This window comes from Ideonella sp. (genome assembly GCF_041914305.1).
Taxonomy (GTDB): domain Bacteria; phylum Pseudomonadota; class Gammaproteobacteria; order Burkholderiales; family Burkholderiaceae_C; genus Ideonella.
Window position 1 is genome coordinate 60,738 of sequence record NZ_JAYSDQ010000007.1, and the last position, 16,271, is coordinate 77,008.

Here is a 16,271-nt window from a genome sequence, read left to right on the forward strand (position 1 = left end):
TCCCATGACACACGCTTCGAAGGCGATGACGCCCTTTCGCGGTGCCGCCGGCCGCCTGCCGTCGGCAATCATTGCCTTGTTGCTGGCCGGCGTCTGCAGCCTGGCCGCCGCGGCCGACGCGCCATGGGGTACCGATGTCCCCGGTGGGGCGGATCACCCGCTGGTCCGGCGCTTTACCGGGGCTTGGTTGGTCGCCCACCAGAAGCAACCCTGGGACCAGACGCTATGGCCGACCAGCATGGCGTTGGCCGCCAGCGACCGGCTCAAGGACACCGTCACGCTCGAAGGCGAGATCACCCGGCTGGTTTACCTGGCACCTGCAGGCAAAAGCCCGCTCGAGGTCTTTCGCAACCACGAGCAGGCGTTCGCGGCCGCTGGTTTCAAGCGTGAGTTTTCATGCGAACAAGCTTGCGACGCCTTCTACTGGGCCTGGTTCAAGCACACCAAGCCGACTGAAGGCCTGCGCTGGCAAACCCAAGGCTTCATTCCGGCGGGTGAGGGCGGCGGGCGGTACAGCATGAGCTCGGCATTGCAGCCGAGCCATGGCCGGTTCTGGGTCGGCGCGTCTCCCCGGGGGGCCAAGGTGCTGCTGTACACGGCGGACGCGGCCAACGACAAGACCGGGCTGGCCACCGCCTTGCTGCAGATCGTCGAGCCGAAGGCGATGACCACCGGCCAAGTCGAAGTGGCCGACGCCGCGGCGCTGCAGCTGGGCCTGAACGAGCAGGGCAAGGCGACGCTCGGCGGGCTGTTCTTCGATACCGGCAAGGCACAACTGAAACCGGACTCCAAGCCACAGCTCGAAGCGATGGCCTCGGTGCTGAAGGCCCAGTCGGCGTGGAAGGTTTTCATCGTCGGCCACACCGACAACGTCGGTGATTTCGACGCCAACCTGGCCTTGTCCCAGCAAAGGGCCCAGGCGGTCGTCACCGCCTTGGCTGCCGCTCCATTCAACATCGATGCCCGGCGAATGAGCGCCAAGGGGGCTGCCAACATCGCGCCGGCGGCTCCCAACTCGGATGAGGCGGGCAGGGCGCGCAACCGCCGCGTAGAAATGGTCCTCCAATGAGTCAGACGTCCGTGCCCACCTTCGAGGCCGCCGGCGGTGGTTTCCCGGTTTCCGCCCGCGTGGGCAGTGCCACCCGTTACCTCTTCATCGCCTGCATCTTCCTGTCGGCGTTTCTGCTGTTCCTCGTCCAGCCGATCATTGCCAAGCAGATCATGCCGTGGTTCGGTGGCACGTCGGCCGTCTGGACGACCTGCCTGACCTTCTTTCAGCTGATGCTGCTGGCGGGCTATGCATATTCCGACCTGGCCACGCGCCTGCTCAAGCCGAAATCCCACGCCTTGTTGCACGTGATCTTGCTGTGTGCCGCCCTGGCCTTTCTGCCGATCGTGCCGGGTGAGTGGTTGAAACCCGATCCGCAGAGGGCCCCGATTGGGCAGGTGCTGCTGCTGTTGCTGGCGACGGTGGGCCTGCCGTATTTCTGCCTGGCCACCACCGGGCCGCTGCTGCAGGCCTGGTACACCCGCCTGTACCCGGGCAGCCAGGTCTACCGCCTGTTCGCGCTGTCGAACCTGGCGTCTCTCGTGGCATTGCTGGCTTACCCATTCAGCATCGAGCCCTACGCGGGCAGCGTGCAGCAATCGAACTACTGGAGCATCGGCTTCGGGGTCTTCGCGCTGCTGTGTGGCGCCTGTGCGTGGGCGAGCCGCAACGCCCAGCGGCCAGCACCGCAGGCGTCTGCGGCCGCCGCCGATCAGGCGCCCTCGTTGCCGCCTTCGCGCAAGGACTACGCGTTGTGGCTGACCTTGTCGGCCATGGGCTCGATGATGCTGATGTCGGTGACGAGCCACATCACGCAGAACATCACGCCCGTGCCGATGTTGTGGCTGCTGCCCCTGTCGCTCTACCTGCTGACTTTCGTGCTGTGTTTCGAAGGGCGCGGCTGGTATCGGCGCTCGGTCTTCGCGGCGCCGCTGATCCTGTCGCTCATCGCCATGTCATGGGGCATGAACACGCCGCCGGCCGACATCGACGTGATGCTGGCGGTGCCCACCTATGCCATCGGCACCTTCTGCTGCTGCATGTTCTTTCACGGCGAACTCAGCCTGCGCAAGCCGGCGGCCGGCTACCTCACGCGCTTTTACCTGACCCTGAGCCTGGGCGGCGCCCTGGGCGGGCTCGTGATCGGTGTTCTGGCGCCGAATGTGCTGTCCGGCCTGTACGAGTTCCCCTTGGTGCTCGTCGCCACGTCGGTTTTGATGCTGGTGCTGTTGCGCAAATACCTGACCGCCAACAAGGCGGCCTACATCGTCCTGGCACTGGCCATCCTCTGCACCTTGCTGACCTTCGTGATGGCCGCGGCCTCGATCAACAAGGAGATGAATGGCACGCTGTTGAGGATGCGGAACTTCTATGCGGCCTCGCAGGTGATCGAGCGCAAGTTCAACGGCGAGACGATGCACGTGTTGAACAACGGCCAGATCATGCACGGCCTGCAGGTGCTGTCGGACGCCAAGATCGGCATGCCCACCACCTACTATGGGGCGGCCAGCGGCGTGGGCTACGCGATGCGGCGGTTTGCCGACGCGCCTCGCAACGTTGGCGTGATCGGCCTGGGCGTGGGCACGATGGCCGCCTACGGCAAGGACAAGGACGTCATCCGTTTCTACGAGATCAACCCGCAAAGCCAACAGATCGCCGAGCGCGAATTCAGCTTCCTTAAGAATTCGGCGGCGGACATCCATGTCGTGCTCGGCGACGCACGGTTGCAGATGCAGGCCGAGTTGGAGCGCGGGGAACCGGGCCGCTACGACGTGCTGGTCGTCGATGCCTTCTCCGGTGACTCGATCCCGGTCCACCTGCTGACCAAGGAGGCGATGGACATCTACCGTGCGCACATGAAGCCCAACGGCATCATCGCGTTCCACGTGTCCAACCTCTTCCTGAACCTGAAGCCGGTGGTCGCCGACCTGGCCGCGAACGCCGGCATGCAGGCCGTCTACATGCGCAACGAAGAGAAGTACCCGGAGACCGCTTCGGCCTGGGTTCTCGTCACCAACGACGAGGTCTTCCTCAACGACCCCGCGGTGCTGAAGCAGCGCAAGCCCATCGTGCCGATCGCCGGGCTGCAGCTGTGGACCGACAGCCGCAACAACCTGTACCAGATCCTCAACTGAAGCGACCGCAGATGCAGATGACGACCACCAGAAGTGCGCTGGGTGCCGTTGCCTTGGCCTGTGCCATGGGCACGGCCTCGGCCCAGATCGTGCCGGCCGAGAACTACGACGTGGGGCCGGCCACGGTGTCATGCCCCATCACCGAAAACAGCATCGGGCCGCTGCGCATCGGAATGACTTTGGGCGAAGCACGCAAGGCGTGGCCAGCGGCGAAGTTCGAGCGACGTGTGGGCCTCGATGATCTGGTGGAACTTGCCGTGGTCGTGGATGGCCAGACGCTGGTCATCAGTGGCCTCGGATACGACATCCCGCCCGGCGCTTTGCCCGAGAAGACGGTCCTGCAGGATCTCGCGACTTACCACCCCTGGTGCAAGGACTCTCGTGGCATCGGGCCAGGCACCTTGCTGAGCGATGCAGCTTCCGCCTACGGCGGACTGGTGGAAATCGGCAAGAGCGACATCGAGGAACGTGAGTACGCGAGGTTCAAGTCGGCATCGGAGTGGATGCATTTCCGGGTCGACTACACCAGCATCTTCTACCCGGAGTCACCGCGCCGCACCACGGCGTTCAAGCCTGAGGCCCGCCTCATGGGCGTAGAGATCGGTTACTACTGAACGATCGTCATCCCCCGAACGCCCGCGCTTTCCAAGCAAGAAGATCAGCCTTCCAACCGCCGCTGAAACACCAACCCCGCATGCTCGCGCAGTGCGTGGAACTTGATCTTCGGCCAGTTGCCTTCGATCGCGCGTAGCTCGGCTGCGTATTCGAGCAGCAGCGTTGGCGCATTGACCGCGTCGTAGGCGATGCGGTGGCTGTTGCCGTCGATGAAGCGCTTGAGCTCGGCGTCGCCGCCATCGGCCGCGTCGCAGGTCACCCAGCGCGCGACGTTGTAGCGGGCCGGCGTCACGCGGGCCTTCACGCCGTATTCGTGCTCCAGTCGGTGGGCGACCACTTCGAACTGCAACTGGCCGACCGCGCCGAGCAGCAGCACCGTGCCGAGGATCGGGCGGAAGACCTGGATAGCGCCTTCTTCGCCCAGCTGCGTCAGGCCGGCGCGCAGCTGTTTGGTCTTCAGCGGGTCGGCCACTTCGACCGAGCGGAAGAGCTCGGGCGCGAAGAAGGGCAGGCCGGTGAACTGCAGCGCCTCGCCTTCGGTCAGCGTGTCGCCCAGCTGCAGCACGCCGTGGTTCGGGATGCCGATGATGTCGCCGGCGTAAGCCTCGTCCAGCAACTCGCGCTTCTGGCTCATGAAGGTCACCACGGTGTTGGGCCGCAGCTCCTTGCCCGAGCGCACCACCTTCATGCGCATGCCGCGCTCGAACTTGCCCGAGGCCACGCGCACGAACGCGATGCGGTCGCGGTGGGCCGGGTCCATGTTGGCCTGGATCTTGAAGACCACGCCGCTGAACTTGGGCTCGTCGGGCTCGACCGTGCGCTGGATCGCGGTGCGGGTGCTGGGGGAGGGCGCCAGGTTGACCAGTGCGTCCAGCACCTCCTGCACGCCGAAGTTGTTGACCGCCGAGCCAAAGAACATCGGCGTCTGCCGGCCGGCCAGGAACTCGGCTTCGTCGAAGGCTGGCGCGGCGTCGCGCACCAGCTCGATCTCGCCGGCGGCCTGCTCATAAGCGGCGCCGAAGCGGTCGTTCAGCGCCGGGTTGGTGATGCCCTCGACGATCTCCTCGGTGCCGGCGATGCGATCTTCGCCCGGCGTGAAGACGCGCATCTGGTCCTTGCGCAAATCGAGCACGCCGCCGAAGAACTTGCCCATGCCGACCGGCCAGGTGAAGGGCACCACCGTCATGCCCAGCTCACGCTCGATCTCGTCCATCAGCGCGAGCGGCTCTTGCACCTCGCGGTCCATCTTGTTGACGAAGGTGAGGATGGGCGTGTTGCGCGCCCGGCAGACCTGCAGCAGCCGGCGCGTCTGCGGCTCGACGCCGTTGGCCGCGTCGATCACCATCAGCGCCGCGTCCACGGCCGTGAGCACGCGGTAGGTGTCTTCCGAGAAGTCCTGGTGACCCGGGGTGTCGAGCAGGTTGATCGTGCAGTCGCGGTACTCCATCTGCATGACCGACGAGGCCACCGAGATGCCGCGCTGCTTTTCGATCTCCATCCAGTCGCTGGTGGCATGGCGGCTGGCCTTGCGCGCTTTCACCGAGCCGGCGATCTGGATCGCGCCCGAGAACAGCAGCAGCTTCTCGGTCAGCGTGGTCTTGCCCGCGTCGGGGTGGGAAATGATCGCGAAGGTGCGCCGGCGGCGCACGTGGGGCGTGAGATCGGAGGCCATGGTGGTCGGGCGCGGCGCATCGGCACGTGAGGCCGGGCGGCGAAGTGGCAAAGTGGTCAGATGAAGCGGCCCGCGCCGCGGGCTGCCAGGCGGGATTATCGGCGGCAACGACCCCCTAGGCCGAAGCCGGCTGCCTGTGCACCGCGCAGGGGGGGAGACCGTTGGGGCACATTGCACGACACAACGAGCGCCAACGCGCCAGCCGCACGAGGGAGATCGACATGAACAGCTTGTTTCGGCGCCGAACGGCGCCTTCGCCGGGCCGCCTGGCAGGTGCCGCGCTCGTGGCCAGCCTGGCATCGCTCGCCGGCCCCGCCGGCGCCGCGGATGCGCCCAACAGCCCGCGCCCCATCCACGTTCACCGCTTGGGCGAGGGACGTGTCGATGCGATGAAAGAGGGCATCACCGTGCTGGTGGAGTCCTGCCGGATGGTCAAGGGGCTGCCGGACGGCGCGCCGATTCTGTTCCCACCCGATGGCGTCCTGGCAAAGCTGGCCCTGTACGAGATCGACGAGTATTTCGACGGCGAGCAATGGGCGAGCTATCAGACGGTTCGCACGGTCGCGCCGGATCCCCGCAGCGCCACCTGCGAGCTCAAGCTGGTTCACCAGCGAACCGCCTGGGTCGGACGTGTCTGCAGCGGCGGCACGAAAGGTCGCACCCGGTCGGCCGGAGAGTTGTTCGATTTCCGGCATCCGTTGCCGCCAAAGGTCGACATCGAGGCCGACCCCGGACCGCACGGCAGTTGCGACGGACACGTCCACGCCTATGACCTCGACGGCCTGCCGCGAGAAGACGCCGGCGAGGGCCGGCAATGCGTCTGGAACTCGGCCCTCCTGGGCAAGACGCTGGGCAAGCTGGGCATGCCGCCCAAAGGCCGCGCCGCCGAACGCTCGGACGTCGATTTCTGTGTCTACGTCGGTCAACCGATCTATGTCTTCAACGGACATCGCCAGCCGGTGATCCTCAAGGGGCGGGGAGACGCCAAGCGCGACGCAATCGACGCCGCCGCCAGCGCGCGCACCGGCTATGTGAACCAGCGCGTCGTCGAGTTCAGCGACGGCACGCCGATCCCTGAGGCGCGCTTCAGTGAAAGCAGCCTGCGCGCCTTCCTCGACCAGCCGGCCATCACCGCCGTGGGAACTGCACCATGAAATTGCGATCGATAGCCTCACGCGCCGTGGTGGTGACCGCGCTGGTCTGCGCGGCCTCGCACGCCGCCGGTGCTGCACCGGCACCCCGCATCGCCACCCTCGAAGACTTGAAAAACGCGATGGCCGGTGCGCTGGCAGGCAGCCACCCGGCGAAGCATTGCAACTCGATCGGCAGCCCGGATGATGGTGAGCCGTGGACCGGCACACTGCAGATCGGCATCGACGGGCGTCTGGTATCGCCGCGGGGCCAAGTCCAACTGAACATGTTCGACCCGCGCGGGGAGATGTTGCTGCAGCGTCGCTACCCACCGTACCCGCCGAGGACGACCGAAGCACTGTTCGGCTTCGAACTGAAATTGCGAAGCCAGCAGCAGTTGTTCCGCCTCGACTCCGGCCCGTCCGCCAGCCAGGTGTTCCTCGAGACCGGCGACGATGGCGGCACCGGCAATGCGCAAAAAGGCGTCGTCTGCCCCGAGGTCGACATGAGCAGCGCCCGCATCGCCGCGGCCGACTACGACATGAACGAACTCCTGCTGCCCGTCTTCGACACCCATGGCCTCGTGATATCTGGCCAATGCCGCGCCATGGGCGGCGACGGTCCGCGTCCGGCCGACCGCCGCGCGTCGCTGAAGGTGGGCGCCGAGGGCGTCTGGATCGACGGCCGACTGCTGCCGTTCGGCGACCGCAAGCGCCGCGTCGTCGAGCACTCGATCGGGGGCCGCCATGGTGATGGATTCCTCGGCGGCACCTACGAGTGGGTCGATGGCAGCTCAGTCCACTTGGATCGTTCGGTGCTGAGCTATGGCCGGCTGGATGCACCGTTTCCGGACTTTGCCTTTCACCTTCCCGACATGCCCGAGGGCTTGAGCTACTACTGCCGGGTCGGCGCGACATCGTTCCCAGGCAAGCCATGAGGACCACCATGAAGCGAGCGATGCTCATCACTGCCATGGCGCTGCAGGCGGGTGCGTGCGCCGCGGCCGATGCACCGAACAGCTCGACCCCCATCCATCTGCACACCATCGGGACCGGCGACGTCGAGGGGCTGAAGAACGGCATCCGGACGGGGGTCGAGGCCTGCCGCGCCACCAAGAAGCTGCCGCCCGGACCGATCAAGTTGCCGTCGGATGCCTATCTGGCCAAGCTGGCCTTGATCGAGTCGGACGAGTACTTCGACGGCGCCCGGCATGCGAAATTCCAGACGCAACGCCTGGTCTGGCCCGATCCCCGCAGCGGGTCCTGCGAGCTGAAACTGTTCCATCACCGGCACGCCCAGGTCGGAGACATCTGCGACAGCGGCACCAGCGGCCACACCACACTGCTGGGTGACCTGGTCGACATGGAGCATCCGGCCGCGCCTCGGGTGGAGGTCTCGGCCGAGTCGAACCGCAGGACCGAATGCAGCCGGCGTCGGCAAGCCTATGACCTGGAGGGCGTACCGCGCGAAGACGCCGGCCAGGGCGTCCAGTGCGTCTGGCACTCGGACGTCATCGCGAACGCGATTCGCAAGCTCGGCCGACCCGCGAAGGGCCATGATCCGAACGCGGCCGTTGACTTCTGCCTCTACGCGAAACAGCCCGTCTACGTTTTCAACGGCCGCCACGAAACCGTGGTGCTCAAGAGCAACGGCCCAACCAAGAACGACGCGATGGACCGGCTGATGGGCGTCAACACCGCCTATTTCAACCACAAGCTGGTCGACTTCAGCGACGGGCAGCCGATCCCGGCCGAGCGCTTCGACCCGCGCACGTTGCGCGCCTTCGTCGAACAGCCGGCGATCACGGCGGTGGCCGACTCACCCTGACGCGTCGAGCCCGCGCCAAACGGCAGCGGCGGAGCCGGCCGGCCTTGCATGCCGGCCGAGACCCGTCAGCCCTTCTGCTTGCCCGCAGCGGCCTTGGTCGGCACCGGCGGCGGCAGGTCTTTGGCCTGCAGTTCGCGCATCTGCGCGACCAGCTGGTTGTGGGCGTCGAGGAAGGCGGCGGCGATCACCTTGCCTTCGTTGCTGTTGCTCCAGCCGGCACCGGCGGCGCCGCCGAGTTTGCCGAGCACGAAGCCGCCCATGCCGAGGTCGGTCACACGCACCGAGCCGGTCGCGGCGGCCACCTGCTCGGTGGTCTCGTTGTCGGTCAGCAGCAAGGCCACTTGCGCGTCTTTCAGCTTGACCTGTTCGGCCACGCCGACGAACTTGTTCAGCACCGGGATCATGCCCATGATGCCGCCGATCTCGCGGCCGGCGTCTTTCTCGGAGAAGGTCAGGCTCGGCGTCAGCGTGTACTGGGCTTCGTAGCCCTTGCCCTTCTCGACCGTGTTGCCCTGCTTGCGCAGCACGCCGGCGTCTTTCAGCTCTTGCTCCTGGATCGTGCCGCGCAGGCCGGCGGCGCGGTCGACGACGCGAAAGCAGTTGCTCTGCTGGGCCAGCAGCCGCACCAGCGGCAACGGCGTCGGCGGCAGGTGGTAGCTGCTCGAGTAGGTGTAGCCGTTCGGGTTCTCGACCAGCGCCAGCGTGGCCACCGGGGCGTCGCAGCGTTGCAGCTCGCGGGCGGCGTTGTGGGCACCGGCCGGGCCGGCCGAGCCGGTGACGATCGCGCCGCCATCGCCGAGGTCGGTCTTGCTCTTGCCACAGCCGGCCAGGCCGAGGGCGGCGGCCAGCAAGGTCGCGGCCAAGGCCAGGCGTTGCGCGCCGATGTGGGTGCTTGTTGTCATGTCCCTCGTCCTGCTCTGTACGCTCGAAAGGCTGCGATGATGCCAGCACCGTGCCTGAACTCCCTGACGTTTCTGTCTACGCCGAGAGCCTGGCCGCGAAGCTAGGGGGTGGGGTGTTGCGGCGCGTCCGCATCGTCCACCCGTTCCTGCTGCGCACCGCGGTGCCGCCGATCAACGCGGCAGAGGGGCGATCGGTGCACGGCGTCGAGCGGCTGGGCAAACGGGTCGTCATCGCGCTGCAGGGCGACGTGGCCGGCGACCCGGCGCAGGACTGGTTCCTCGTGCTGCACCTGATGATCGCCGGTCGGCTGCATTGGTACGCCGCCGGTGCCAAGCCCGCGGCCAAGGGGGCGCAGGCTTTCTTCGAGTTCGATGCCGGCACGCTGGCCTTCACCGAAGCCGGCACGCAGCGCCGCGCGTCACTGCACCTGGTGGCGGGCCGTGCGGCGCTGGCGGCGATGGACCCCGGCGGCCTCGAGGTGATGCAGGCCAGCCTGGCCGAGTTCGAGGCCCGCCTGCTGGCCGGCCGGCACACCTTGAAGCGCGCCCTGACCGCGCCGCAGGCCTTCAGCGGCATCGGCAACAGCTACTCGGACGAGATCCTGCACCGCGCCCGCCTGTCGCCGGTGACGCTGACCACTGCGCTCAGTGCCGACGAGCGTGCGCGGCTGTTCGAGGCCACGCGCGCAGTGCTCGCCGAATGGACCGAGCGGCTGCGCGCCGAAGCCGCGCGCAGCGGCGGCTGGCCGAAGAACGTGACCGCCTTCCGGCCCGAGATGGCGGTGCACGGCCGCTTCGGCCAGCCGTGCCCGGTCTGCGGCGCGCCGGTGCAGCGCATCGTCTACGCCAGCAACGAAACCGACTACTGCGCCCGTTGCCAGACCGGGGGCAAGCTGCTGGCCGACCGGGCGCTGTCGCGGCTGCTGAAGGCCAGCTGGCCCAAGATGCTGGACGAGTGACCCGGCCCCTGCCGCGGCATCGCGGTGGCCCACTCCAGGCACGCCCCTCGTCGCGGGCTGTCACCGTTTTTTACCTGGGCTTCACGCGGGGTCTACGCAACGCTCGCAGCATCGAGCCACCATGAACCAAGCCCTGCAATCTTCCGCGCCGAGCGGCGAGGGCGGTGCCGCGCTGGTGCCGTTGTACGTGGCCGGTGTCTTCCGCGAGGCCCCGGCGGCCTTTCGTGTGCAACTGATCGAGTGCCTGATGCGGCCGATGGGCGCGCTGGGCCTGGTGGCGGTGGCCAATGGCGTGTTCGCCGCGTTGCGGCAACGTCATGGCTGGGACCGGCTGCAGGTCACGCTGGACGACGCCGCGCGCATCAGCGCCGACCAGGTGCTCGAGCTGTCGAGTTACCTGCAGCAGACCGCGCCGGACGTGTTCGGCCAGGTCGCCGAGCTGGTCAGCCGCCAGCCCGCGGTGGCCAGTGGCCTGAGCGCGATGCTGTTGCTGCACGTGCTGCACTCGACGCTCCGGCGGCGCTGAACCCGCCAGACCATCAGCGGGGCTGATGGACGGCCATTCAAACGCGATGCCCACCATTGGCGGCGCTCTCTAGCATCGGACCCTTGCCTGCGGCCTGTCGCCGCTGAACGGGCCGGCCCGCGCGCCGGGCTCACTCTTCGAGCAGGCTGCGCAGCATCCAGGCGGTCTGCTCGTGCACCGTCAGGCGCTGGGTCAGCAGGTCGGCGGTCGGCTCGTCGCTGGCCTTGTCGGCCAACGGGAAGATGCCGCGTGCCGTGCGGGCCACGGCCTCGTGGCCCTCGACCAGGATGCGCACCATCTCAAGCGCCTTCGGCGGCGTCGCCGGGGCGTCCTCCAGCGAGCTGAGCTGGCCGAACTGGGCGTAGCTGCCCGGTGCCGGGTGGCCCAGCGAGCGGATGCGCTCGGCGATCGGGTCGACAGCGTTCCACAGCTCGGTGTACTGGGCCATGAACATCGCGTGCAGCGTGTTGAACATCGGCCCGGTCACGTTCCAGTGGAAGTTGTGGGTGGTCAGGTACAGCGTGTAGGTGTCGGCCAGCAGCTTGGCCAGGCCGCCGGCGATCGCGGCGCGGTCCTTGTCGCTGATGCCGATGTTGATGCCCACGCTGGCGGCGCTGGCCGGCGTGGCCTTGTTCTTGGTCTTGGCCATGGGGGTGTTCGCTCCTGTCGGTTGCGCAATCACGGATTTGGCGGAATCGGGCCGTACGGTATCAGCCCTCGCGCAGATCGGCCAGCTTGCGCCGCACCGCCGCGCCGTAGGCCGGGTCGGCCTTCGTGAAATGGCCGATCTGCAGCTGCTGCACGTCGTCGCTCACGTGCTGCATCGCGTGGGCGATGTTCGTCGTCAGCCGGTCCTGCGCATCGGGCGGCATCAGGCGGAACAGGTTGCCGGCCTGGGTGAAATCGTCCGATTCGCCGCGCTCGTCGTAGCGGCCGGCCACGCCGTGCAGTGCCCAGCCGGGGTCGCCGTGGCCGAAGCCTGATGGCGCGGTGCCGGCGGCGTTCACCGTTTCATAGTTCGGCGCAGCGCCGCCATTGGCGATCGCCATCGCGCCGTCGCGCTGCTGGTGGTGGAACGGGCAGCGGGCGCGGTTGACCGGCAGGTGCTGGTGGTTGGTGCCGACGCGGTACAGCTGCGCGTCGTGGTAGGCGAACAGCCGCCCTTGCAGCATCTTGTCGGGGCTGTAGCCCATGCCCGGCACCAGGTTGGCCGGCGAGAACGCGGCCTGCTCGACCTCGGCGTGGTAGTTGTCAGGGTTGCGGTTCAGCGTCACCACCCCCACCGGGATGCGCGGGCAATCGGCATGCGGCCAGACCTTGGTCAGGTCGAACGGGTTCCAGCCGGTGCGCTGCTCCCAGGTGTCGGCCTGGGCCTCGGTCATCACCTGGATATAGACGTTCCACCGCGGGAAGTCGCCCCGCGCGATGGCCTCGAACAGGTCGCGCTGCGCGTGGTCGGGGTCGGTGCCGGCCAGGCGCGCCGCTTCGTCGGCCATCAGGTTCTTGATGCCTTGCTGCGTCTTCAGGTGCCACTTGACCCAGACGCGCTCGCCGGCCGCGTTGATCAGGCTGTAGGTGTGGCTGCCGAAGCCGTCCATGTGGCGGTAGCCGTCGGGTGTGCCGCGGTCGCTGAAGAGCATCGTCACCTGGTGCAGCGATTCGGGCGCGTGGCTCCAGAAGTCCCACATCATCTGGGCCGACTTCAGGTTCGTCTGCGGGTCGCGCTTTTGGGTGTGGACGAAGTCGGGGAACTTGATCGGGTCCTTGATGAAGAACATCGGCGTGTTGTTGCCGACCAGGTCCCAGTTGCCGTCTTCGGTGTAGAAGCGCAGCGCGAAGCCGCGCGGGTCGCGCTCGGTGTCGGCCGAGCCACGCTCGCCACCCACGGTCGAGAAGCGCACGAAGGTCTCGGTGGCCTGGCCGACCTGGGCGAACAGCTTGGCGCTGGTGTATCGGGTGATGTCGTGCGTGACGGTGAAGCTGCCGTAGGCGCCCGAGCCCTTGGCGTGCACCACGCGCTCGGGGATGCGTTCGCGGTTGAAGTGCTGCAGCTTCTCGATCAGGTGAAAGTCCTGCAGCAGCAGCGGGCCGCGGCGGCCGGCCGACAGCGAGTTCTGGTGGTCGGCCACCGGGATGCCGGAGGCGGTGGTCAGGCGGGGCGGGGTGGTGCTCATCGTGGGTTCCTGTGGGGCAGCCCGGTAGAGGGCGATGAGCAAAGTCTATTTTTCGGCGGCGTGTGAAGGCCAATTGAGTTTGTTCAGCGCGGCGATAGCCCCGCGTGGCTTGACGCACCGCCGCGCCCGTGCCGCCCCACAGGGCCCACGCCACACCTGCGGCGGCTACTTCATCGTCCAGCCCGGGTGCGGGCCGCCGATGTCGCTGGGCTTCAGGTAGCCCTCGTCGACCAGCCGCTGCGCGGTGCGCGCTTCGACCGGCACGCCGCCCACGTCGACCGCTTGCAGCTCGATGAAGCCGCCCTTGGCCTCGATCGATACGCTGTCCCATTGGTTGATGTAGGCGAAGCCGACCGCCAACCGCTCCGGGGTCGCCGGCGGCGGGCCGACCAGGTCGCTGGTCTGGCGGGCCCAGTCGGCAAATTCGCCCGGCGCCAGGTTGTCGAACTTCTGCGCGCCGGCCTGCTCGGCGCGGTAGATCCAGTCGCCCCACTCGGTCTTCAGCGCGGCCAGCGAGGTCAGGTGCGAGGCCTCGAAATACATCGGCTTGAGGTCCAGCACCGCGGCCGGTGGGCGACCCACCTGGGTCGTCGCGTCGTCGATCCACCGGGCCCAGTCTTCCTTGCTGGCCAGGGTCTCGACCGGCGGCATGCCGGCGGCCTCGGCGTTGCGGACCCAAGTGCCGAACTCGGGGTGCTGCTGCGCCAGCTGGCGCAGGTGCGGCGCGTCGTGGTACGGCGAGCCGCCGATCAGCGCCTCGTGCGTGCGGGCGGGGGGCTTCAGCCAGTCTTTCTTGTAGGGGTCGGTGCCGGCGGCCTTGCGGTCGGCCAGGATGATGCCGCGCAGCGGGTGGTTCGGGTCGTCGTAGACCTTCTTCAGGGTGTCGTTGCGGAACAGCTGGCGGGGGTGCAGGTACCACTCGGGCGGCTTGCTGTCCATGTACCACGGCGGGCGCGTCGGGATCGCCCGGCTGGCCGCGGCGTCGGCCGCCTGCGATGTCCCGCGCGAGAATGCGCCGCGCGGCACGATCGGCACCATCGCCATCATCGCGCCGGCACCGCCCGCGAGCGTGGCGTTCTCGCCGATCTGCTTCAGCCCATCGAGCATGTCGCCCGACCAGGTGGCGCTCTCGGTCGCGGTGCGGGTGACGCTGTCGCCGATGCCAGTCTGCGCGCCGATGATCACCTGGTCGCCGACCTTCTGGCGCACCGCGCCCAGCACGGTGCTGCGCGTGCCCGCCAGCGCGGCGTCGTCGGCCAGCGACGCGCCGAGCGTGGTGGCGCGCCCGATCGGCACCGCGCCGGTGGCGCCGGAGACCGTGCCGATCAGCACCTGCCGCGCCACCTCGGTGCCACCGGCCTGCGCGTCGACGGCGACATAGGCGGTGCCGCTGGCCGTGCCGGCGGCCGCGGCCGACAGCGCGGCCACCGCCAGCGGTGTCGCGGTGCCGGCGGTGGCCACGCTGACGACGACCGTGGCCGCCACCGCTGCCGTGGCGGCCGCGGTTTCGCCCGCCTGGTCCTTGGTCTGGACCAGCGTCTGGAGGTTGTCTTCCGAGAAGCCCGCATGGCGCGCGGCAGTCGCGATGTCGCCCTGCTTCAACGCGTTTTCCGACGTGTCGAGCGTGCGCTCCAGCCGCTCGCCGTCGGTCTCGAAATCGAAGTCGGCGCGGAACAGCTGCTGCGCGAAACCGATGCCGCTGGTGTCGCCCTCGAAGGCCTGCAGCTCGCGGGTGCGCCGGTTCTTCTCGGCAATGACCGCCGCCGGATCGGCGTTGAGGTCGATCGCGCCGCGGTCGTAGAGCTGGTCGACCAGCTCCTTCTCGTCGCGTCCGTCCAGGTCATCGGTCAGGTCGGCGCGCAGGTCGCTGCCGTAGCGGTCGCGGTAGACCGATGCGATCGCATCGATCTCGCCCTTGCTGTGCATGCCGAGGATCTGCCGGATGCTGTCTTCGTCGGTGCCCAGCCCGTCCACCGCGCGATGCAGCTCGACGGCGTCCTGCTCGGTCTGCCACGCGGCACGTTGCGGGTCGTTCGCACCCGGGGTCTGCAGCAGGTGCAGGATGCCGGCCGCGTCGTCGCCGCTCAGGTCTTCTTCCAGCCGCGAGGCCAGGTCGCTGCCGTAGCGCTGGTGGAACGCCGCGCTGATCGCCTCGATCTGCTCGGGTGTCTTGCCTTGCAGCACCTCGCGCAGCTTGTCCTCGTCGGTGCCCAGGCCGTCGACGGCCTTGTGCAGCTGGATCGCGCTGTCGTCGGCCTGCCAGGCCGCTTGGGCGCCCGGGTCGCTGGTGGGCGCGTCCAGCAGGTGGAAGATCTCGTCCTGGTCGGTGCCGCTCAGCTCGTCGTCGAGGCGGCCTTTCAGGTCGTCGCCATAGGCCACCTGGTAGGCGGTCGAGATGGCCTGGGCCTGCTCGGGCGTCTTACCGCTGAAGATGTCGCGCAGCGCCCCTTCGTCGGTGCCCCAGCCGTCCATCGCCTGCTTGGCCTTGGCCGCATCGGCCTGCGCCTCGCCCGCGGCCACGTCGCCGCCCTGCGGCGCGAGCAGGCTGGTCAGGCGCGTGCTCTCTTCAGGCGACAGCCGCAAGCGGGCCAGCTGCTGCGGCGAGCCCTGGATCTGCGCCAGCAGGTATGCGCCGGCGTCGTGCTGGTCGGCGGGCTGGCCGTAGCGCTGGGCATAGGCCTGGGCCAACGCGTCGCGGCCCTTCGCGTCCAGGCCTTCGACGAGGTCGAGCACGCCGTTGGTCGAGCCGTTCTGCAGGGCCTTGTGCAACGCCACCGCGTCGGCATCGGGCGCGTTCGCCTGCAGCAGCGACTCGGCGCGGCGGGCCTCGTCGCCGCTGAGCTCGTCGCGCAGCACCTGGTCGAGGTCCTTGCCGTAGTTCTGCTTGAACATCCGGCCCAGCAGCGCCAGGTCGTCGGCGCTCTTGTCTTTCAGCGTCGACCAGATCTGGTCTTCGTCGGTGCCCCAGCCGAACAGGCCGCCTTCGGTCGCATCCCACAGCTGCTTGGCGTCGGTGCTGGCCTGCTGCTCGCTGTAGCGCGGCGGTGCGGGCGGCGGTGGCGGTGGTGGGGGCGGCGTGACGGGCTGCGCATCGTAGGCCTGCGGCGGCCCATAGGCCCCTGCAGACGCGCCGGCGTCTGAAACTAGCATGGTGTTTCCCTTGGTGTTGTGGGCCGCAGGCAGGGTCGAGCCCGCCGTGCATCAGAGACCCACCCACCGTAAGCCGGCCGCGCGTGCCGGACAACGCCGAGATTTCGTAACGCGAAGGCCAGGGCACGCCGC

13 protein-coding genes are annotated in these 16,271 nt (G+C 68.2%); 8 read left to right on the forward strand and 5 right to left on the reverse strand.

Annotation, left to right across the window (positions count from 1 at the left end; all coding sequences use genetic code 11):
- The first annotated feature begins 76 nt into the window (after positions 1-76).
- The 3 genes from ACE3SG_RS11160 to ACE3SG_RS11170 are packed head-to-tail and all read left to right on the forward strand — an operon-like array spanning position 77 to position 3,797.
- The gene (locus ACE3SG_RS11160) at positions 77-1,069 is read left to right on the forward strand and encodes an OmpA family protein (RefSeq protein ID WP_374564991.1); all 993 of its coding nucleotides are present in this window, start codon (positions 77-79) and stop codon (positions 1,067-1,069) included.
- On the forward strand, positions 1,066-3,183 hold the full coding sequence (locus ACE3SG_RS11165) for a spermidine synthase (protein ID WP_374564993.1): 2,118 nt from the start codon (positions 1,066-1,068) through the stop codon (positions 3,181-3,183). The genes ACE3SG_RS11160 and ACE3SG_RS11165 overlap by 4 nt, the downstream gene beginning before the upstream one ends.
- Before the next feature lie 11 nt (positions 3,184-3,194).
- Positions 3,195-3,797 (forward strand): hypothetical protein, encoded by a 603-nt coding sequence (locus tag ACE3SG_RS11170; RefSeq protein WP_374564994.1) that lies wholly within the window; start codon positions 3,195-3,197, stop codon positions 3,795-3,797.
- A gap of 44 nt (positions 3,798-3,841) precedes the next feature.
- On the opposite strand, the gene ACE3SG_RS11175 is transcribed toward ACE3SG_RS11170, so the two are convergent.
- Positions 3,842-5,470 carry a peptide chain release factor 3 gene (locus ACE3SG_RS11175; protein WP_374564996.1) on the reverse strand — a complete coding sequence of 543 codons (1,629 nt, stop codon included), beginning with the start codon at positions 5,468-5,470 and terminating at the stop codon, positions 3,842-3,844.
- Between the two features lie 221 nt (positions 5,471-5,691).
- Here ACE3SG_RS11175 and ACE3SG_RS11180 point away from each other — a divergent pair, with 221 nt between their 5' ends.
- The 3 genes from ACE3SG_RS11180 to ACE3SG_RS11190 are packed head-to-tail and all read left to right on the forward strand — an operon-like array spanning position 5,692 to position 8,428.
- Positions 5,692-6,624, forward strand: coding sequence for a hypothetical protein (locus ACE3SG_RS11180; protein ID WP_374564998.1), 933 nt, complete (start codon positions 5,692-5,694; stop codon positions 6,622-6,624).
- Positions 6,621-7,538: a hypothetical protein gene (locus ACE3SG_RS11185; protein WP_374565000.1), complete on the forward strand. Its 918-nt coding sequence runs from the start codon at positions 6,621-6,623 to the stop codon at positions 7,536-7,538. Before ACE3SG_RS11180 ends, ACE3SG_RS11185 begins: the two co-directional genes overlap by 4 nt.
- An 8-nt stretch (positions 7,539-7,546) precedes the next feature.
- Entirely contained in the window at positions 7,547-8,428 is an 882-nt protein-coding gene (locus ACE3SG_RS11190; RefSeq protein WP_374565002.1) for a hypothetical protein, read from the forward strand.
- A 65-nt stretch (positions 8,429-8,493) separates the two neighbouring features.
- Here the strand turns inward: ACE3SG_RS11190 and ACE3SG_RS11195 are convergent, their stop codons facing one another.
- A complete protein-coding gene (locus tag ACE3SG_RS11195) occupies positions 8,494-9,330 on the reverse strand; it encodes a CsgG/HfaB family protein (protein ID WP_374565004.1) in 837 nt (278 codons plus the stop codon).
- Positions 9,331-9,380: 50 nt separating this feature from the next.
- Between ACE3SG_RS11195 and ACE3SG_RS11200 the strand changes: the two genes are divergently transcribed.
- Both ACE3SG_RS11200 and ACE3SG_RS11205 read left to right on the forward strand, forming a co-directional pair.
- Positions 9,381-10,289, forward strand: a complete 909-nt coding sequence (locus tag ACE3SG_RS11200) for a DNA-formamidopyrimidine glycosylase family protein (RefSeq protein WP_374565005.1) — start codon at positions 9,381-9,383, stop codon at positions 10,287-10,289.
- A gap of 121 nt (positions 10,290-10,410) precedes the next feature.
- Positions 10,411-10,815 carry a hypothetical protein gene (locus tag ACE3SG_RS11205; RefSeq protein ID WP_374565007.1) on the forward strand — a complete coding sequence of 135 codons (405 nt, stop codon included), beginning with the start codon at positions 10,411-10,413 and terminating at the stop codon, positions 10,813-10,815.
- A 130-nt stretch (positions 10,816-10,945) separates the two neighbouring features.
- On the opposite strand, the gene ACE3SG_RS11210 is transcribed toward ACE3SG_RS11205, so the two are convergent.
- From ACE3SG_RS11210 to ACE3SG_RS11220, 3 genes are all read right to left on the reverse strand, one after another.
- The gene (locus tag ACE3SG_RS11210; RefSeq protein ID WP_374565008.1) at positions 10,946-11,464 is read right to left on the reverse strand and encodes a Dps family protein; all 519 of its coding nucleotides are present in this window, start codon (positions 11,462-11,464) and stop codon (positions 10,946-10,948) included.
- 61 nt (positions 11,465-11,525) lie between these two features.
- Entirely contained in the window at positions 11,526-12,989 is a 1,464-nt protein-coding gene (locus ACE3SG_RS11215) for a catalase (protein ID WP_374565010.1), read from the reverse strand.
- A 165-nt stretch (positions 12,990-13,154) separates the two neighbouring features.
- Positions 13,155-16,139 (reverse strand): annexin, encoded by a 2,985-nt coding sequence (locus ACE3SG_RS11220; RefSeq protein ID WP_374565011.1) that lies wholly within the window; start codon positions 16,137-16,139, stop codon positions 13,155-13,157.
- Between the last annotated feature and the right edge of the window lie 132 nt (positions 16,140-16,271).